23 protein-coding genes are annotated in these 17,104 nt (G+C 33.3%); 12 read left to right on the top strand and 11 right to left on the bottom strand.

Annotated features, from left to right (window positions below):
• Window position 1 precedes the first annotated feature (1 nt).
• Genes IEW45_RS02135 through IEW45_RS02125 form a run of 3 tightly spaced genes read left to right on the top strand, consistent with a single transcriptional unit; the run spans window position 2 to window position 1,441 of the window.
• Window positions 2–454: a hypothetical protein gene (locus tag IEW45_RS02135; protein ID WP_188619571.1), complete on the top strand. Its 453-nt coding sequence runs from the start codon at window positions 2–4 to the stop codon at window positions 452–454.
• A 1-nt stretch (window position 455) separates the two neighbouring features.
• Window positions 456–794 carry a DUF4870 domain-containing protein gene (locus IEW45_RS02130; RefSeq protein WP_188619570.1) on the top strand — a complete coding sequence of 113 codons (339 nt, stop codon included), beginning with the start codon at window positions 456–458 and terminating at the stop codon, window positions 792–794.
• The gene (locus IEW45_RS02125) at window positions 794–1,441 is read left to right on the top strand and encodes an alpha/beta hydrolase (RefSeq protein ID WP_188619569.1); all 648 of its coding nucleotides are present in this window, start codon (window positions 794–796) and stop codon (window positions 1,439–1,441) included. Before IEW45_RS02130 ends, IEW45_RS02125 begins: the two co-directional genes overlap by 1 nt.
• A 35-nt stretch (window positions 1,442–1,476) precedes the next feature.
• On the opposite strand, the gene IEW45_RS02120 is transcribed toward IEW45_RS02125, so the two are convergent.
• Window positions 1,477–1,920 carry a hypothetical protein gene (locus IEW45_RS02120; protein ID WP_188619568.1) on the bottom strand — a complete coding sequence of 148 codons (444 nt, stop codon included), beginning with the start codon at window positions 1,918–1,920 and terminating at the stop codon, window positions 1,477–1,479.
• A 71-nt stretch (window positions 1,921–1,991) separates the two neighbouring features.
• A complete protein-coding gene (locus IEW45_RS02115) occupies window positions 1,992–2,756 on the bottom strand; it encodes an MBL fold metallo-hydrolase (protein WP_188619567.1) in 765 nt (254 codons plus the stop codon).
• A 106-nt stretch (window positions 2,757–2,862) separates the two neighbouring features.
• Between IEW45_RS02115 and IEW45_RS02110 the strand changes: the two genes are divergently transcribed.
• Together IEW45_RS02110 and IEW45_RS02105 are read left to right on the top strand one after the other, a co-directional pair.
• Complete coding sequence (locus IEW45_RS02110) at window positions 2,863–4,335, top strand: TonB-dependent receptor (RefSeq protein WP_188619566.1); 1,473 nt, start codon at window positions 2,863–2,865, stop codon at window positions 4,333–4,335.
• The gene (locus tag IEW45_RS02105; protein WP_188619565.1) at window positions 4,336–5,097 is read left to right on the top strand and encodes a 5'-methylthioadenosine/adenosylhomocysteine nucleosidase; all 762 of its coding nucleotides are present in this window, start codon (window positions 4,336–4,338) and stop codon (window positions 5,095–5,097) included.
• A gap of 3 nt (window positions 5,098–5,100) precedes the next feature.
• On the opposite strand, the gene IEW45_RS02100 is transcribed toward IEW45_RS02105, so the two are convergent.
• Window positions 5,101–6,444, bottom strand: a complete 1,344-nt coding sequence (locus IEW45_RS02100) for a DEAD/DEAH box helicase (RefSeq protein WP_188619564.1) — start codon at window positions 6,442–6,444, stop codon at window positions 5,101–5,103.
• Window positions 6,445–6,897: 453 nt separating this feature from the next.
• Between IEW45_RS02100 and IEW45_RS02090 the strand changes: the two genes are divergently transcribed.
• The 4 genes from IEW45_RS02090 (at window position 6,898) to IEW45_RS02075 (ending at window position 8,511) form a co-directional block, all read left to right on the top strand.
• Window positions 6,898–7,266, top strand: a complete 369-nt coding sequence (locus IEW45_RS02090) for a helix-turn-helix domain-containing protein (RefSeq protein ID WP_188619562.1) — start codon at window positions 6,898–6,900, stop codon at window positions 7,264–7,266.
• 34 nt (window positions 7,267–7,300) lie between these two features.
• Window positions 7,301–7,576 carry a hypothetical protein gene (locus tag IEW45_RS02085; RefSeq protein ID WP_188619561.1) on the top strand — a complete coding sequence of 92 codons (276 nt, stop codon included), beginning with the start codon at window positions 7,301–7,303 and terminating at the stop codon, window positions 7,574–7,576.
• Window positions 7,577–7,587: 11 nt separating this feature from the next.
• A complete protein-coding gene (locus tag IEW45_RS02080) occupies window positions 7,588–8,088 on the top strand; it encodes a hypothetical protein (RefSeq protein WP_188619560.1) in 501 nt (166 codons plus the stop codon).
• 174 nt (window positions 8,089–8,262) lie between these two features.
• Window positions 8,263–8,511 carry a hypothetical protein gene (locus IEW45_RS02075; protein WP_188619559.1) on the top strand — a complete coding sequence of 83 codons (249 nt, stop codon included), beginning with the start codon at window positions 8,263–8,265 and terminating at the stop codon, window positions 8,509–8,511.
• 63 nt (window positions 8,512–8,574) lie between these two features.
• On the opposite strand, the gene IEW45_RS02070 is transcribed toward IEW45_RS02075, so the two are convergent.
• The 7 genes from IEW45_RS02070 to IEW45_RS02040 form a co-directional block, all read right to left on the bottom strand.
• Window positions 8,575–9,600: a M28 family metallopeptidase gene (locus IEW45_RS02070; RefSeq protein ID WP_188619558.1), complete on the bottom strand. Its 1,026-nt coding sequence runs from the start codon at window positions 9,598–9,600 to the stop codon at window positions 8,575–8,577.
• Between the two features lie 110 nt (window positions 9,601–9,710).
• Window positions 9,711–10,202: a hypothetical protein gene (locus tag IEW45_RS02065; protein WP_188619557.1), complete on the bottom strand. Its 492-nt coding sequence runs from the start codon at window positions 10,200–10,202 to the stop codon at window positions 9,711–9,713.
• Window positions 10,203–10,265: 63 nt separating this feature from the next.
• Window positions 10,266–10,763, bottom strand: a complete 498-nt coding sequence (locus tag IEW45_RS02060; RefSeq protein WP_188619556.1) for a hypothetical protein — start codon at window positions 10,761–10,763, stop codon at window positions 10,266–10,268.
• Window positions 10,764–10,769: 6 nt separating this feature from the next.
• The gene (locus IEW45_RS02055) at window positions 10,770–11,444 is read right to left on the bottom strand and encodes a hypothetical protein (protein WP_188619555.1); all 675 of its coding nucleotides are present in this window, start codon (window positions 11,442–11,444) and stop codon (window positions 10,770–10,772) included.
• A gap of 142 nt (window positions 11,445–11,586) precedes the next feature.
• Window positions 11,587–12,363 carry a dienelactone hydrolase family protein gene (locus IEW45_RS02050; RefSeq protein ID WP_188619554.1) on the bottom strand — a complete coding sequence of 259 codons (777 nt, stop codon included), beginning with the start codon at window positions 12,361–12,363 and terminating at the stop codon, window positions 11,587–11,589.
• A 107-nt stretch (window positions 12,364–12,470) separates the two neighbouring features.
• On the bottom strand, window positions 12,471–13,019 hold the full coding sequence (locus IEW45_RS02045; protein WP_188619553.1) for a type 1 glutamine amidotransferase domain-containing protein: 549 nt from the start codon (window positions 13,017–13,019) through the stop codon (window positions 12,471–12,473).
• A gap of 181 nt (window positions 13,020–13,200) precedes the next feature.
• Window positions 13,201–14,364 (bottom strand): hypothetical protein, encoded by a 1,164-nt coding sequence (locus IEW45_RS02040; RefSeq protein ID WP_188619552.1) that lies wholly within the window; start codon window positions 14,362–14,364, stop codon window positions 13,201–13,203.
• 147 nt (window positions 14,365–14,511) lie between these two features.
• Between IEW45_RS02040 and IEW45_RS02035 the strand changes: the two genes are divergently transcribed.
• The 3 genes from IEW45_RS02035 (at window position 14,512) to IEW45_RS02025 (ending at window position 15,987) form a co-directional block, all read left to right on the top strand.
• Window positions 14,512–15,009 (top strand): GNAT family N-acetyltransferase, encoded by a 498-nt coding sequence (locus tag IEW45_RS02035; protein ID WP_188619551.1) that lies wholly within the window; start codon window positions 14,512–14,514, stop codon window positions 15,007–15,009.
• 81 nt (window positions 15,010–15,090) lie between these two features.
• A complete protein-coding gene (locus IEW45_RS02030) occupies window positions 15,091–15,462 on the top strand; it encodes a SpoIIAA family protein (protein WP_188619550.1) in 372 nt (123 codons plus the stop codon).
• Window positions 15,463–15,477: 15 nt separating this feature from the next.
• On the top strand, window positions 15,478–15,987 hold the full coding sequence (locus tag IEW45_RS02025; RefSeq protein ID WP_188619549.1) for a pyridoxamine 5'-phosphate oxidase family protein: 510 nt from the start codon (window positions 15,478–15,480) through the stop codon (window positions 15,985–15,987).
• 110 nt (window positions 15,988–16,097) lie between these two features.
• Here IEW45_RS02025 and IEW45_RS02020 read toward each other — a convergent pair whose 3' ends face one another.
• Window positions 16,098–17,072, bottom strand: coding sequence for a YihY/virulence factor BrkB family protein (locus IEW45_RS02020; protein ID WP_188619548.1), 975 nt, complete (start codon window positions 17,070–17,072; stop codon window positions 16,098–16,100).
• Window positions 17,073–17,104 lie beyond the last annotated feature (32 nt).

Raw genomic sequence — 17,104 nt, 5'->3', positions numbered from 1 at the left:
CATGAAATCACTTGTTTTAGTTTTATTATCAGGTTTACTATTCATTTCTTGTAATGATGTAAAAGAAAGAACAAAAGATACTCTTAATGAAGGAGGTAGAGTAGTAGGAGAAACTGCATCTGAAATTGCTGATGGCTTAAAGGATGGTATAAAAAATACTTTAGACAGTAAAATAGAACTTTCTGATACGCTACAAAGTAAAGGTATTAGTATAGGGAAATACTATACTGAAAGTGATATAGAAACTAATAATGATAATAAACTGGTTATATACATTATAACCGAACAAGATTTTAAAGCTCCGCTAACCTTTAAACTTACAGATAAAAAAGGCGTGGAGTACGGAAGAAAACAAATTGAAGTAGAAGGGAAGGCCGGAGAAGCTAATTATTATGATGTGGTTTTTGATGCCAGAACAGATATAGAGTCAAAAAGTACAATAGAAATAAACTAAAATGAACAATATAAATAATAATAATACAGTACAGGAAGGAAAAACAATGGCTATTGTAAGTTATGTAACTATTTTTGGTACTATAATAGCGCTGATAATGAATTTAGAAAAGAAAAATGCCTTTACCTCTTTCCATGTAAGGCAGGCGTTAGGTTTATTACTAACATTTATGGCTTTGGGCTACCCTATAGGTTCTTTTAATAGCTGGTTAGTAACACTTCCTTTTTATATTTTCTTTTTTGTGTTATGGATATATGGCTTTATAGGTGCAGTTCAGGGGCGCACGTATCTTATACCGCTTTTAGGAAATGTTTATCAAAAAATATTTAAATCATTGTAATGGCAAATAATTTATCACTATACCACTTAGTAAGAGAACCAAAAGTAAAAAAAGATAAAAATCCGTTATTACTACTACTACATGGTTACGGCAGTAATGAAGAGGATTTATTCTCTTTTGCAGAACATTTACCGGACGAATATTATATAATATCGGCAAGAGCACCACATACTATACCGCCTTATGGTAATGCATGGTACGCTATTAATTTTGATGCCGGTATGAATAAGTTTACTGATGAAAAGCAGGCAGTAGAATCGCGCGAATTGATTGTTACGTTTATTGATGAGGTTATAAAAGAATATCCTATTGATGCAGATGATATTACGTTAATAGGTTTCAGTCAGGGAGCAATTTTAAGTTATGCTATAGCATTAACGTATCCTGAAAAAATAAAGAGAGTAATTGCGCTTAGCGGTTACCTTAATTTAGATATCGCTAATAAAAAGGCAGATGAACAAATTAAGGACTTAAAACTCTTTATATCACACGGAACGGTAGACCAGGTTATACCTGTAGACTGGGCACGTAAAGCACCGGAATATTTTAAAGGTTTAGGAATGTCTCCGGAGTATCATGAATATCCTGTAGGGCATGGTGTTACACCACAAAGCTTTCAGGATATGCTAACATTTATAAACAAATAATACTATTACTATATATCAATAATGCGCTATTAATTTTAGCGCATTATTGTATTGGCATGTAGTAACGTTTCAATAGTTTCGAAAGTTACATCGCCGTTTTCTTCAATAAAATACTTAATAAGTACTTCTCCCCACGCTTTACCGTCAGTAAAATCGGCTATTATCCAGCGATTGTTAAGTATTTTTATTTTGTTGATGATAAAAGGTTTTTCACCCATTTTAGGGTAGTTTATTAGCGGATTACCTTCTTCATTTTTATTTTTAGCAAAAACAGCATCTGTTATTTTAATAGCAAGTTCATCAATATCATACTCACCTCTAAAATAATTACGGGCATTAAGGTTTTGTTCTATCGAAAAGTAGTCAGCCCTTTGCATTAAATCAGTAGTTACAGCAAGACTGTCTTTTAAGCCTGTAACTCTTTCCGTAAGGTTGTTTACTCTTTCAGTTTGATATTTTTCCTGTTTACTAAAATGCATGAAAGTAAAAATGTTGATTAGTAAGCTAAAAATAAACAGATATAAAAATATGTTCTTCTTCATGGTGTATTTTAAATAGTTATTTTAAGGTTATCGTAAGCTAAAAATACATTTTCGGGTAATGTTTTTTCTACTTCGGCATGAAAGCCCATATTATGGCTAATATGCGTTAAGTAAGCTCTTTCAGGCTGTATTCTTTCTATAAAAGCCAGAGCTTCTTCCAGATTAAAATGAGTGGCATGAGGTTCAATTCGCAATGCACTTACTACTAAAACCTTAACTCCTTTAAGTTTTTCAGCTTCTTCGTCAGCTATTGTTTTAATATCAGTAAGGTAAGCAAATTCATCAATTCGGTATCCAAATACCTCCAGGCTGCCATGAAAAACTTTAATAGGTACTGCTATTTTATCTCCTACAGGAAATGGTTTATTATTTTCAACAATTTTAATTGCTACCGAAGGTGCACCCGGATATTTATTTTCACTGCTAAAAATATAATCAAAACGGCGTGAAAGATTTTTTATTACTCGCTCACAGCCATATACAGGAATATCACCTTGCCTAAAAAAGAAAGGACGGATATCATCAAGCCCTGCAGTGTGGTCAGCATGTTCATGGGTAAATAATATACCGTCAACCTTCGGGCATTGCGATACAAGCATTTGCTGCCTGAAGTCAGGACCACAGTCTATAACATACGAATATTCATCCCATTCTATCCATACAGAAACACGCAAACGTTTGTCCCTCGGGTCGTTACTGAGACACACGGGGTGCTCAGAACCTATAATTGGGATTCCCTGCGATGTTCCTGTACCTAAAAAACAAACTTTCAAATCACTTGATATTTTTACAAAAATAACATTATTTGTTTTATTAGACTGCCTGTTTTCCTAACTTTGCAGGAGACCTATTTTACACTACCTACTAAGCTAACAAGCTATGAAACTAACAGAGAAAGACATAACTTTAAAAGGGGACAAAATAATTGAGCACGTTCCTTCATCAAAAGACAAAGCTTTACGCATAAATCTTAACGAAAATATATACGGAACCTTTTCTGAGATAGGAGCGGGGCAGGAAACTGTTCGTCACTTTTTCAGGGCAGGAGGTTCTTCGGGTACTATTGCAAAAGCAATGTCTGCTTATGATAAGGACTTTAGTGATGCCATATATGGTGTTGAGGATGATGGGAGGTATGTTACAGAAAGCCGTTTAAAGAAAATGCTTGTTCATGAAGTTCGCATTATTGAGAACCGACTTAAAAGAGACAAGCACCCTCATAAAATGTTTTTTAGTTATGCCAATACTGTAGCAACTATAGATTTTGCCAAGCAGTTTAAAGGGCATGGCTGGGTAGGTATAAAATATCAGCTTGATCCTGAAGAGGAGTATAATGAGATTACATTGCATATTCGTTTTAGAGAGAATGATGCAAGATTGCAGCAGGAAACTTTAGGAATACTAGGGGTTAACCTTATTTATGGTGCTTTTTATAAATATAATAATCCTAAAAAGCTGCTGAGATATTTATATGATAACCTTGACAAAGATCAGCTTGAAATAGATACAATTAACTTTTCAGGTCCTAAGTTTAAGGATGTAGATAACCGCTTAATGAGCCTTCAGTTGGTTAAAAACGGCATGACTGATGCCGTAATGTTTAACCCTGATGGTAATAATGTACTGCCTGCGGCAGTATTATATAAAAAGAATATACTGGCTTTACGTGGTAGTTTCCGTCCTGTAACCAAGGTTAACATTGATATGCTGGAGAACTCCTACGAAATGTTCCTTGAAGAGAATAAAGTTAATAAAGAGAAAACACTTGTTGTATTTGAAATAACACTTTCTAACCTTCGCTCCGAAGGGGAAATTGATGAAAGAGATTTTCTTGACAGGGCAGAGCTTTTATGTTCACTTGGGCAAACCGTAATGATATCGAACTTCCAGGAATACTATAAAGTTGTAGAATACTTTTCTAAGTATACTAAAGCCCGTATGGGGCTTGCTATGGGGGTTAGTAACCTTATTGATATATTCGATGAGAAGTACTATCGTCACCTTAGTGGAGGTATACTGGAGGCATTTGGTAAACTATTCTACAGAGACCTTAAAGTATTCTTATACCCAATGAAAGAGGATGACGGTACAATTATAACCTCTGAAAATCTTAAAGTACACCCAAGAATGAAGGAGCTGTACAAATTCTTTAAGTTTAATGGTAAGGTAATAGATATACCGGATGTTAAAGAAGAGCACCTTAAAATATTCTCCAGAGAAGTACTTAAAATGATTAGCAAGGGGCAAACAGGTTGGGAAAATATGCTTCCTGAAGGCGTTTCGGAAATGATTAAGAAAGATAATTTATTCGGGTACGACTCTAAGGAACTTCTTGCAGAACACAACGAGTAAATGCAAAGCAATAGGGTAGTTGGTATAATGGGGGCTATGCCCGAAGAAATTGAAGGTATAAAAGCCCTTTTAACAGATACCACTTCTACAATAATAGGCAAACGCAGGTATATTTCCGGCATGCTTAACGGGGTTAAAACAGTATTAGTTTTTTCACGTTGGGGAAAAGTGGCTGCGTCGGCTACTGCTGCAACACTCATTAATGTATTTAACGTAACTGAGCTTATTTTTACAGGCGTAGCAGGTGCTGTTCATACCAATGTAGCAATTGGTGACATTGTAATAGGCAAAAGGCTTATACAGCATGATATTGATGCACGACCTATTATGCAACGCTTTGAAATACCTTTATTGGGTAAAACTTATATAGAAGCTAATGCCGGAAACGTTTCCTTAGCTCTTTCTACCATAACGAATTTATTGGAAAATAATATTTTATCTCAAAATGTCGGTAAAGAGGTTTTAAGTGATTTTGGTATTACAAGACTAAGTGTGCATGTTGGCGATATTGCCAGTGGCGATAAATTTTTTGCTACTAATGACGATAAAGAAAAGCTTACAGATAACTTACCTGAAACACTTTGTGTGGAAATGGAAGGCGCTGCTGTAGCACAAGTGTGCTATGAGTATGATATACCGTTTACCGTTATAAGAATTATATCAGACGCTGCAGATGATGCCTCACCAATTGATTTTCCCGTTTTTATAAAAAACGTTTCCAGTAAGTATATTGCTTGTATAGTAAAAGCGCTTATAAACTAAGTGTTATCTCTTTTTCCTTTTTGCAGCTTTTGATTTTTGAGCATTTCGGTTTTTACCTGTTTTTTGCGGTTTTCTTTTACCGGGACCACCTAAGTTTACTTTTTTGTTCTTCGCTTTTTTCTCGTGGAATGCAGGTCCTACAGTTTCTGTTTTAGGTGCTTTAAGTAGCTTTTTTATTTTTGGCTTTTCTTTTTCAAAAGGGAGTAGTTCCTTAGCTATCTCAACTTCTTCGGGAATAGCATGTAAGGTTATTTCTTTTTCCATCAGTACTTCTGCCTCAACTTGATGTTCCTGTTCTTTAGGGCTTATAAAACTAATGGCAATACCTTTTTTCTCTGCACGTCCCGTTCTACCTATACGGTGTATGTATTGTTCCGGAGTTTCGGTAAACTCAATATTAATAACATGGGTAATATCAGGAATATCAAGACCACGAGCCATTACATCTGTAGTAACAATACCTCTTATTTCACTGGCTTTAAAAGAAGCCATAGTGTTAAGCCTGTAATTTTGTGATTTATTAGAGTGTATAACCCCAAACTGTTCAGGGTAGTCTTCCTCTAAATGTTCCATTACAAAATCGGCAGCACGCTTACTGTTTACAAAAATTAAAACTCTTTCCAGTTCTTCATTTTTTAGTATGTGCTTTAGTAAATTAACTTTAGTAGTAAAGTTAGGTACATGGTAGCCTAGTTGTTCTATTTTTTCTAAAGGTGTTCCTGATGGCGCTAACGATACTTCTTCGGGAAAATCAAAATACTCATTTAGTATATCGTCTACATCTTCAGTCATAGTAGCCGAAAACAGAATGTTTTGTCTTTTACCCTTCATCATGGTTAGTATAGAAGTAACCTGGAATCGGAATCCCAGGTTTAGTATTTCATCAAACTCATCTATAATGAGTTTTTGAAGTGCATCAAAGCGTAAAACATTATCTAAAGCCAGATCCATTGTACGTCCCGGAGTTCCTACTAATATATCTACTCCTTCGTAAACAAGCTTTTTTTGTGTATTTATATTAGTACCACCATATACACCTACAGTGCGTATAGACATAAACTGCGTTAATTTTTCAACAACTTCTACTACTTGTACTACAAGCTCTCTAGTTGGTACTATTATTACAACTCTGGGAGTATGCGTTTCTGCAAACTTCCATTGTTTTAATACCGGTAACAAGTAGGCAAATGTTTTACCTGTACCTGTTTGTGCAATTCCCATCATGTCTCTGCCTGATAGTATAACCGGCATAGCACGCTCCTGAATAGGAGTAGGGGTGGTTAATCCCATTTCATCAATTGCTTTTTGTAGGGACTTAGGTAAATTAAAATCGTTGAAAGTTGCCATAGCTTGTATTTTGGGCAAAGATACAGATTTTAAACGTTAGGATTTTTTATAGTATAAATTACAGTTTACTATTCTCAATAAAAACAAAACCCCGAGCATTTATATATTTAGCCCGGAGTTCCATCAACCATCCAACTTACATAAATTACAGGTACTTATTCTTTAGTATATGGGCTATTAGAATACTTTTTGTTATATATAACCTGATCAATCGTAGAGATAGACAGATTATTAAACTCATTGCTGATAATTTTTTTAGCTTCATCACTTCTCATTTTTAGTAGTTTTAGTTGGTGATACCGCTCTACAATTTTTTGATTCCTCTTTTTTAATAGGTCACTTACTGTCATAAATTATATTTTTGCGATAAATTATTTATATTTATAAAGATTTCATATCGAATATTACTAGTAAAAACAATTATTTATTACAAATATATCATCAATTTTGGAAATGAAAAATTTTATTGGATTAAATATCAAATATCTGTGTGAGAATAATTTTTTGTCTCAGGATGAGTTTGGTGCTAAATTCGGGCTCAAAAAGAGTGTGATAGGTACTTACGTAAGGGGAATATCTTATCCTAAAATCGAAGTGATGCAAAAAATTTGCGAGGAATTTAATCTGACGCTGGATGAATTTGTAAATCAGGATTTATACTTAAAACACAAAGGATATACTAACGCTAATTCTAAAAATATAGCTGAGCCAGAACCTGTTGTTTACGAAAGTGAGAAAGAAGCTTTATTAAAGACCATAGAGGCACAAAAAGAAACTATTGCCGCTATGAAAATAACTATAGATACCTTATTGCAGAAATAGAATTTTTGGGCTATATTTAATTAAAAATACAGCCATGAAAGAAAATTTTAAAATAATACTTGATGCTTTTAAAGAAGCAAATATAGAATTAACTACAGTTGAGTTTAAATTAACTCGATATTCCCTAAATACAGACCTTAGCTTTAAGTTTGAAAACATAGATGAGTTTTCGGAGTTTCTCAAAATATCAGGAGCCAGTAATAGCAAAGAGCGTACAGAAGAAATTAAGAAAATTCTTGTAGAAGAGGGAATAGATTATAACGACGTTTTTTATGTAAACTTTTATCCGCCTAAAGTAGCAGAATTATAAAACAGTACTTTATGGACGTAGCATACCTTAAATTAAGGATAGATATTAAGGCAGAATATAAGCAATACAGAAAGCAGTATGAATATGCCAAAAAAGAGATAAAGAAAGATGAAATAAAAAATATATTTGATAGCTTTAAAGAGTTCTTTAAAAGAGATGGCAGTTTTAAGTTTAAGGAAAATGAACATAGTGTTACTGCCGAATATAAAGACCATGCTATAGTGTTGGATGTAGATGTGTATAAAAATCTTGACAATACTGATTTTATTATTGAAGGTGATATTGAAACATTTGAAGGAGAAACTTTTGAATTTTTAGTTTCGGCAGTATGTAGTAAAGAAGAACCTGAGGTTTCGGCTGATTTTGAAAGTGATGAACAAGACAAAATGTTGCATGCAACTGCTTATTACAAAGACTTTTTAGATGAAAAAATAATATATCAGTTTAATTATACAATAAAAGGCAGAGAACAGGAGTTTAATACCATGCAAGAGTTAATGCTTGCATTATAACGTTTACTAAAAAATAACCTAATAAAAGTTAAATTAAACTTAAAACTTTGTACATTTGTACAATGTAAGTATGAAGGGGAAATACAGTTTTATCTGTATGAATGCAGCCGCCAATTAAAATGTTTTACTCCACCTTTTGCTATTTACAACCTGTTTAATTTAAAGTAAAGGGCTATGAAATTATTTTCACTGATATTATCTATAGTGGTGTTCTTTGTATCACTATATTTCTTTTTTGACAAAATACCTTTTGTCGAAAGTTTTAACGACGGTATTTACATATCGTTACTAGTGTTGCTCATGGCTATATGCGTAACAGGAGTAATTATTAATTGGGAGGTGTTCAGGAAAAATAAAAAAGGAAAAGTTATATTATTTGTGACCAATAACTTCTCTAAAAGAGAAAGAAAATACAGTAAATAAAAAAACTCCGGCTTTTGCCGGAGTTTTTTATTTACATTGTTTATTCCTTATTTTAAAAACTATTTATTTACCATCTCTGTCAACTACAGGTCTGTTTTCTCTGTTAGCCAGCTCCCAGGCTGTTACAAATGCAAGCTGAGCACGTTTAGCCAGTAAATCATATTCAATTTTGTCAGGAGTATCAGTAGGCATGTGGTAATCATCATGTACCCCATTAAAAAAGAAAATAATAGGTATACCTTTTTTAGCAAAGTTATAGTGGTCTGATCTGTAATAGAATTGATTAGGGTCATTCCTGTCATCATATTTATAGTCCAGTTCAAGGTGCGTGTATTTATTGTTTACCTCCTCGTTAATCTCACGAAGTTCAGAGCTTAGCCTGTCAGAACCTATAACATATACATAATTACCATTATTTTCATGATCTGCATCTCTGCGTCCTACCATATCAATATTTATATCTGTAATTGTATTTTCTAAAGGAAATAAAGGATTATCAGAGTAGTAGCGAGAGCCATGTAACCCATATTCCTCACCCGTTACATGCAGGAATAAAATAGAACGCTTAGGACCGTATCCGTCTTTTTTAGCTTCCATAAATGCCTGAGCTATTTCAAGTAAAGCTACAGTACCCGAACCGTCATCATCTGCACCATTATATATTTCGCCATTCTTCATACCAATATGGTCATAGTGGGCAGATATTACTAAAATTTCATCGGGTTTTTCTGTTCCCTCTATATATGCCCATATATTTTCAGAGTCATTAAGTTTTGGGCTGAAAGGGCGTACCATATATTCTGAAGGTACTTTCTGATAAAAATTATCAGCTCCTTTTGGGAAGGAGATGCCATTATCTTTATAATGATTAATAATGTACAGCCCTGCTTTTTTCTGTCCTTTTTCTCCTGTATTACGTCCTTCCATTTCATCAGAAGCTACTGTATAAAGATGCTTCTCTAAATCAGAGGTAGTAATACTGTTCATATACTTTGTTACATCTGCCTTGGCATAATCTTTATTTTCAATTTTGGTAGTACTACACGAAAATACAAGTAGCGATAACGGTAATATAAATAGTTTTTTCATTAAAAGTAATATGTTTTTAGTAAATATATTATTTAAACCTAAACTTTACAAAACAATGTTTAATAAAAAAAGCCTGAGTTTAACTCAGGCTTTTATTTCTATAAATTAATTTAATCTTTATATAGCTCCCTAGGGGAGTCTTTACAAAGGAATTTATCAAGATGATTGGTTACTATATCATCCATTAGTTCCGTAACTATTTTAGCACCAAACTTTGGTATAGATTCAAATAAAAAATTATAATAATCAGAATTTTGTTTTTGATCCTCTTCATCCAATACCATATATTGAGCCCATTCTAATTCTGCTTCGGTCACACTAAAAAAATCAGTTTTTTCCAGATTATCCTTAATCCAAGGTATAGGATCAGGTGCAATTTCTGAGACATCTCCTTCAAAATTCATTTTTTTATAAAACTTTCGATAAGCAGCTTTTTTCTTACAATATATATTTGAATCAAGTTGTTTTAGATATAATTTTTTTAGCCTGTTAAAGGCTAAATCATAAGAGGTAAGACTATCACTCAATGTGTTTTGCTGAGCAAAAGAGTAACAAGTACTTAAATAAATACTCATTATAAATATTCCTTTTATTATTTTCAAAACCTTTTAGTATTAGAGCAAAAAGCCTGAGTTAAACTCAGGCTTTTATTTGTATGAAATAGTTTAATCTTTATATAGCTCCTCGGGAGAGTCTTTATTAAAAAATTTATCAGGGTACTCTTCAACAACGTCTTTTATTACACTTGCAGCAATTTTCCCTCCAAATTTTAAAACAACTTCTACTAAGTAATCGTGATAATCAGCATTTTGTTTTAGATCCTCTTCATATAATAGCATATATTGAGCCCACTCTAATTCTGCTTCAGTCACACTAAAAAAATCAGTTTTTTCCAGATTTTCCTTAATCCAAGGTATAGGATCAGGTGTAATTTCCGAGGCATCTCCCTCAAAATTCATTTTTTTATAAAATTTACGGAAAACAACTTTTTGTTTTTTATAAACATCTGAATCTAGTTGCTCTATATATAATTTTTTTAGCTTGTTATAGGCTAAATCATAAGAGGTAACGCTATCATTATGCACAGTATTTTGCTGAGCAAAAGAGTAACAAGTACTTAAACAAATACTAATTAAAGACAATATTTTTATTATCGTATCCATTTTTAATTAAAGGCAGCCTATTAGGCAATCTGCATATTCACCTGCAGCCATTTCTACAGTTACTGTAAGTGTTATTTTCTCTATAGCCATAAGCCTTGAAAAAGTTTGTCCATCTCCAGACATTCCGAAATCATTTGCCCCTAACTGTAGAGAATCACCAAAATCATCCTGAGCAGCATCTACAATGGCATCAAATGTAGCTCTACATTCATCCATACATGCATTGGTAGGTTGTACACCTGGTTCTATTTCAGGTAATAATATAACAAAATCTTGTCTTGTGCTTATTGAAAGTTCAGCAAAGAAAGGTTTATTATTAAGAATTACAGTTTCCCTTTGTGCTTTTATACTATTCCATTCATTTTCAGCATCAATATAACTTGTAAAGCCTGTACTACCTATATTAGTTGAAATCCAGTTAAGCATTTTAGCTTCGGTATCTATTTGTGATGATGAACCTGAAAATTTCATTTTAGCTACAAATGATTCTATTGCATCATCATAGTCAATGTAGTCCTGAGAGCTAACCATAGTATTATAAAGGCTTTCAAGTTTACTTAATGCTTTAGTTTGGGAAGAGTTTTTAGATGCATTTGCATCAGTAATTGTAGTTTCATCTTGGTCAGAAGAACAAGAAACCATTAGAAATAGCCCAATTAAGAGCATAGAAATTTTTTTCATTAGTAAATGATTTAATTGGATTGTGCCTCCTCTCAATAATTTTATGTCTTTGTTTCGGCTTGTCAGACAGAATATATTCTCTACGAATATAAAAAATTAACTTTAACCGGCAATTAATATTAGTTTTTTTAATTTAAAATCTTTATTCATTAAAAATCTCATCCAAAAACATCATAAAATGTTCCCAGCTTCTTCTGTCTGCCTGGGCATTATAGGCAGCTCCTTTAGTGTTATCATTTCCTGCTTCTTTCTCGGTAAACGCATGTACAGCATTACCGTAGTACACCATTTGCCAATCGGCATTTCCGTCTTTCAATTCTTGTTTTAACGATGCAACATGCTCTTGAGGTACATAGGGGTCATCAGCACCATGTAAAATCAATACCTTACATTTTATTTTTTTGTTTTCGCGTTCAGGATTTTTCCATAGCCCACCGTGAAATGATACAATGCCTCTTACCGCCATTTGCGCTCTCATTACTTCAAGTGCTCCTGTACCACCAAAACAATAGCCTATCACTACAATATTTTCGGGGCTTGCACCAAACTTTATGAGCTGATTCATAGCCAAGCGAATACGCTTTTGATACTTTTCAGGATTGTTTTTAAAATAACCTGATTTTTCTCCTGCTTCTTCTCGGTTTTTCGGGTAGCTACCCTCACCATATATATCAGCTATAAAAGCATAATAGCCCAAATCAGCCAGTTCTTTCGCTACTCTTTTAGAGTGGTCGTTTATACCCATCCATGCCGGTAATATTAAAATACCGGGAGTTTCAGGTGTAGCTTCTTCGGGAGCTATAGCAAAACCATTTAGTTGTTGGTTTTCATCATTATAATTTATTGGTTGTAGTCGTTGTGCGTTGATTTGTGTAGCCATAGTTACAAGAGCGAAGCAAAATAATAGTTTAGTTTTCATTTTTTATTGGGTTGTTTAAAGGATAAATATAAAAAAAGCTTTTATATCAATTGATATAAAAGCTTTTCCAGGTTAAATAATTAACTTTAATTATACAGTACTACAAACTATGCTGTTTGTAATTCATGTTTACCTTCTTTAATTTCTTCAATAAGCTTATCATTAAAAGCAGGAAGATCGTCCGGTGTACGGCTGGTTACAAAACCATTATCTACTACAACTTCTTTATCAACCCATTTAGCTCCTGCATTTTCTAAATCTTTTCTGATTGAAGGGAAAGATGTAAGCTCTCTGCCCTCTACAACTTCTGCATTGATAAGAATTTGAGGACCGTGGCATATAGCAGCTACAGGTTTCTTTTCTTTAAAAAAGTCTCTAACAAAGCTTATTGCTTTTTCGTCTCTTCTTAACTTGTCAGGATTAATTACGCCTCCAGGTACTACAAGTGCATGATACTGAGAAGATGATACTTCGTCTAGTGTTTTATCTACATCATAGCTTTTACTCCAGTCAGTACCAGACCATGATTTAATAGATCCGCTTTCCGGGCTTATAATATGTGCTGTCCAGCCTTGTTTTTCTATTGCTTCTTTAGGAGAGCTTAATTCACTTTCTTCAAATCCGTTAGTTGCTAAAATTGCTACCTTCTTGTTCATAATTTTATTTTTTTTGGTTTGTAATTTATTTACTTCAAATTTAGTTATACTATTAATCAACACTTTATAATGCACTATTAAAGTTCTGCTAATGTTTGTTAAGTGAATAGTATGTAAATGAAAAAAGCACTGTAAATACACAGTGCTTTTTTAAAACAAAACAAAAGAAACTATTATAAAATTATTGACCTCTGGAACTTCTTGTGCTTGAACCGGACCTTGAAGGTGAAGGGGTACTTGTTCTTACTCTTGGAGAAGAACTACTGCTTCTTGATGAACCGCTTCTCATACTTGGACTAGAATTTCTGCTTGGAGTATTACTTCTTTGTCCGGAGTATGAAGAGTTATTATTTTGTCTGGAAGAACTGCCTGACCTGTTTAAACTACTGTTTCTTCCTGAAGTAGTGGTGTTGCTTCTTCTTGTAGTGGTAGTTGTTCTTGCAGGAGTAGTAGCGCGTGAATTATTACTGCGACTACTGTTAACGTTACTATGATTGATATTACTGTTTCTAACATTATTAGTGGTATTTGAGTTTCTGCCCGAAGTGGTATAGCTGTTTCTTGTAGTACCTGTAGTGGTAGCTCTGGTAGTTGTATCATTATTACCTCTTCTTTGTACTAAAGCATATCTGTTTGTAGCAGATGTTCTGCTGTTAAACGATCTGTTAGGGTGTGTTCTTTCGTAGTAATCAGACCTTCTGGAACTGTGCATGGCTACTGCACGGCTACTTCTTCGTGTACTTACATAATGATAAGTATTTCTGTTATTTATATGTATGTGTATATTTCTTCTGTATCTGTACACCGGGTAAGGGTTCCAATAAGAGTAATAAGTAGGGTAGTACCCCCAGTACCAAGGTGAGTAGTACGGACGATAACTGCTTGCCCAAAACACATCATATATAAGTGGTCTTGTAACGTATACAGGTTCATATATATAATTTGTACCATACATGTATACATCTCCCACTACCTGTACTTGTACATTATTATAGCGGTCTCTTTCAACCTCAATAGTTGCCACATCCTGAAACTGGTTAATTCCCAGTACTGATTGCAGTATAATAAGGTGTGTGTTATTTTCTACTACCTCTATAACCCTTAAATAATCCACTCTGTTATCACCATTCAGGTCCAGATTAGATATTTGTATGTTTGGGTCGTTAAGTCTTTTTTCAAAATCTTCCAGGTCTCTCGATTCTCCAAAAATAGAGGCTACAGCTTTTAAGTCCAGATTATCGCTAATATCATAACTATTGGCAGTGACTGTAGTTACATCCTGGGCAAAAATTTGATTTACAAAAAGTAAAGCAAATAAGGCAATATATTTCATTTTCGTTTTCATCGTCTGGTAATTTTTAAATGCCCTGAATTAATTATTTTTTATTATCTGTTTAAGATTAACCAATTACTGTGCCAATAATTTTTTAGTAATTTTACCTTGTATAAAACAACTTGTAAATAAAAGACTTTACACCAAATATACTAACTTATGGAAATTGTTAAAGCAGGCTTAAAAGATATTTTATTAATAAACAAACTTGCAGAGCAGGTTTGGGAGCCTACTTATAAGGAAATTCTTTCACCGGAACAATTACAATATATGTTTACTATGATGTATAGTAAAGAGTCTATTAATGAGCAGATTGTAAAGAAAGGACATGAGTATTTATTAGTGAAAGATGATACCCAATATTATGGTTTTGCATCGTATGAAATAAATGCTAAACCCGGGGTAACAAAAATTCATAAAATATACGTTTTACCAAATGCTCAAGGGAAAGGTGTAGGCAGAATTTTGCTTTCTGCTGTAGAAAAAGAGGCTATGGTTATGAATAATACTATTATAACATTAAATGTAAACCGCTTTAATAGTGCCTTACATTTTTATAAAAAAACAGGTTTTCAAAAAGTAGGAGAAGAAGATATTGATATAGGCAGAGGTTATTTAATGGAGGATTTTATACTGGAGAAAAATCTTGCTTTATAATAAATTTGGATATTTATTATAATACCTATAACACATATTAAGGTATAATAAGGGTAAATTTGGTAAAAACCTAATAACCTTATGATAACTTATATTAATAATTTACCCGAAAATATGGTAGGCTTCCGCTCTCAGGGCGAGGTAACCAGTAAAGACTTTGAACTGGTTAAAAAGCATGTAAAGGAACTTGTTGAGAGGACAGGTGAACTGAACTACTTATTGCTTTTAGAAAATTCACCAAAAGATTTTAGTGTTGGAGCCTGGTTACAGGATGTACTTTTAGGTATAGAAAATATAACCAAATGGAACCGTGTAGCTATAGTGTCTGACTCTGATACTGTTATTGATTTTACTGATGGTTTTAGTAAAGTAATGCCGGGTGAGTTTAAAGGATATCATACATCTGATTATAACGATGCGGTGAATTGGGTTTCAGGAAAAGTAAATGTTTAATTAAAAAATTGAAAAATGGGAAATCATAAAGATTTATTTAGTGAAGAAGCAATTGCCAAAGTGAAAGACATGGCAAAAGATATTAAAACCTGTATGTTTTGTACAGAACTTTCTGTAAGACCAGTACCAACACGCCCTATGGCCGTTAGTGAAGTAGATGATAATGGTAATCTGTGGTTTATAAGTTCGGCAGAGAGTAATAAAAACTTTGAAATTAAGCATGATAACGAAGTTCAGCTTATATTTGCTGAAAATTCAGGTGCAAAATATCTTTCATTATTGGGAGAAGCTGTAATATACACAGACCAGTCTCATGTAGATGATATTTGGAAACCTGTTGCCAAAGCATGGTTTGAAGAAGGTAAAAAAGACCCTAATGCTACAGTTATTAAAGTAATACCTAAAGATGCTTATTACTGGGATACTAAAAACGGTAAGATGATTGCAATGCTAAAAATGGCAGCTTCGGCTGTTACAGGTAAAAAAGCAGATATAGGCGTAGAAGGAAAATTGAATGTAGAGTAATATACATAAAAGTATAACTATCCCCCCCGTTTAGTTATTTATTAATGCTAAAAGCTCCTCTTAATTAATTATTAGAGGAGCTTTTTTTCATAAAAACATCTTGCTAACTATCAATCATCTATAGTAACATTATTTTTTTCTTCATCACAGCGTTTAGGCAAACAATCAACATGCTTTTCTATTTCACGTTGCTCTACATATACAGCATATTGTGATGGTCGTACCTTAGCACCAATAAAATTAGCATAAGCACGGGTAAACTCGGCACCAAAATATAAAATAGCAGCTGTAAAATACACCCACAGTAATATAACTATTATAGAGCCTGCTGCTCCATAAGGTGAACCTGCGCCTGTAGTTTGTATGTACAGGTTAATTAAATAACGCCCCAGCATAAATAGGCATGCCGTAAAAAGTGCTCCGGCTCTTACATCCTTCCAGGCTATTTTAGCATCTGGTAATACTTTAAATATAACTCCAAAAAGTACGGTTATTACTAAAAAGTTTAATGCAATATTTATAACGTCCATAAGTGCTATGGTTATTTGAGGGAAGTAATCTTTAAGTGCATCTCCCATTGCCAGTAATACACCGTTTACTATTAAAGTAACAATAAGTAAAAACCCTAAACCTATTATTACAGAACCTGATTGAAGTCTGTCTTTTAAAAGTTTTAACCAACCTCGCTTAGGTTTAACCTTCAGTCGCCATATCATATTAATAGAATCCTGAATTTCATTAAATACAGTGGTGGCAGTAATAATTAGTGTTATAATACCAATAATAAGCGAAAGATTTGTTTCCCCTGATAATTTCATATTTGTAATGGTTTCCTGTACCTGAGATGCTGCTGAATCTCCTATTAAACCATTTATCTCTGCAAAAACTCTTCCCTCAATGGCTTCATCTCCAAAAAAGAAGCCTACCAGTGATATAACCAGTAATAATAAGGGAGCCATAGAAAAGACTGTATAGTATGATAATGATGCGCTGAGTTTTAAACCTTTATCCTTCATAAAACCTGAGCCTGCATCTTTTAATATAGTGATACTGTCCTTTACAAACTTTTTACTAAAAATATACATATATAACCGTTTAGTTTAAACATAAAAATAAG

This window comes from Flavobacterium suaedae (assembly GCF_014642915.1).
In the GTDB taxonomy this organism is placed as follows: domain Bacteria; phylum Bacteroidota; class Bacteroidia; order Flavobacteriales; family Flavobacteriaceae; genus Flavobacterium; species Flavobacterium suaedae.
The sequence above is the reverse complement of the archived record's forward strand: the minus strand, read 5'-3'. Positions and strand labels throughout refer to the sequence as shown.

Bases quoted from the DNA above. Each gene is read 5' to 3' on its own strand.
- IEW45_RS02070 (WP_188619558.1), bottom strand. From the start codon at position 9,600: ATGAAAAAACTATTTATATTACCGTTATCGCTACTTGTATTTTCGTGT.
- IEW45_RS02085 (WP_188619561.1), top strand. From the start codon at position 7,301: ATGAAAGAAAATTTTAAAATAATACTTGATGCTTTTAAAGAAGCAAAT.
- IEW45_RS02105 (WP_188619565.1), top strand. From the start codon at position 4,336: ATGCAAAGCAATAGGGTAGTTGGTATAATGGGGGCTATGCCCGAAGAA.
- IEW45_RS02055 (WP_188619555.1), bottom strand. From the start codon at position 11,444: ATGAAAAAAATTTCTATGCTCTTAATTGGGCTATTTCTAATGGTTTCT.
- IEW45_RS02090 (WP_188619562.1), top strand. From the start codon at position 6,898: ATGAAAAATTTTATTGGATTAAATATCAAATATCTGTGTGAGAATAAT.
- IEW45_RS02120 (WP_188619568.1), bottom strand. From the start codon at position 1,920: ATGCATTTTAGTAAACAGGAAAAATATCAAACTGAAAGAGTAAACAAC.
- IEW45_RS02130 (WP_188619570.1), top strand. From the start codon at position 456: ATGAACAATATAAATAATAATAATACAGTACAGGAAGGAAAAACAATG.
- IEW45_RS02030 (WP_188619550.1), top strand. From the start codon at position 15,091: ATGATAACTTATATTAATAATTTACCCGAAAATATGGTAGGCTTCCGC.
- IEW45_RS02060 (WP_188619556.1), bottom strand. From the start codon at position 10,763: ATGGATACGATAATAAAAATATTGTCTTTAATTAGTATTTGTTTAAGT.
- IEW45_RS02050 (WP_188619554.1), bottom strand. From the start codon at position 12,363: ATGAAAACTAAACTATTATTTTGCTTCGCTCTTGTAACTATGGCTACA.
- IEW45_RS02110 (WP_188619566.1), top strand. From the start codon at position 2,863: ATGAAACTAACAGAGAAAGACATAACTTTAAAAGGGGACAAAATAATT.
- IEW45_RS02045 (WP_188619553.1), bottom strand. From the start codon at position 13,019: ATGAACAAGAAGGTAGCAATTTTAGCAACTAACGGATTTGAAGAAAGT.
- IEW45_RS02135 (WP_188619571.1), top strand. From the start codon at position 2: ATGAAATCACTTGTTTTAGTTTTATTATCAGGTTTACTATTCATTTCT.
- IEW45_RS02075 (WP_188619559.1), top strand. From the start codon at position 8,263: ATGAAATTATTTTCACTGATATTATCTATAGTGGTGTTCTTTGTATCA.
- IEW45_RS02040 (WP_188619552.1), bottom strand. From the start codon at position 14,364: ATGAAAACGAAAATGAAATATATTGCCTTATTTGCTTTACTTTTTGTA.
- IEW45_RS02100 (WP_188619564.1), bottom strand. From the start codon at position 6,444: ATGGCAACTTTCAACGATTTTAATTTACCTAAGTCCCTACAAAAAGCA.
- IEW45_RS02125 (WP_188619569.1), top strand. From the start codon at position 794: ATGGCAAATAATTTATCACTATACCACTTAGTAAGAGAACCAAAAGTA.
- IEW45_RS02025 (WP_188619549.1), top strand. From the start codon at position 15,478: ATGGGAAATCATAAAGATTTATTTAGTGAAGAAGCAATTGCCAAAGTG.
- IEW45_RS02035 (WP_188619551.1), top strand. From the start codon at position 14,512: ATGGAAATTGTTAAAGCAGGCTTAAAAGATATTTTATTAATAAACAAA.
- IEW45_RS02020 (WP_188619548.1), bottom strand. From the start codon at position 17,072: ATGTATATTTTTAGTAAAAAGTTTGTAAAGGACAGTATCACTATATTA.
- IEW45_RS02080 (WP_188619560.1), top strand. From the start codon at position 7,588: ATGGACGTAGCATACCTTAAATTAAGGATAGATATTAAGGCAGAATAT.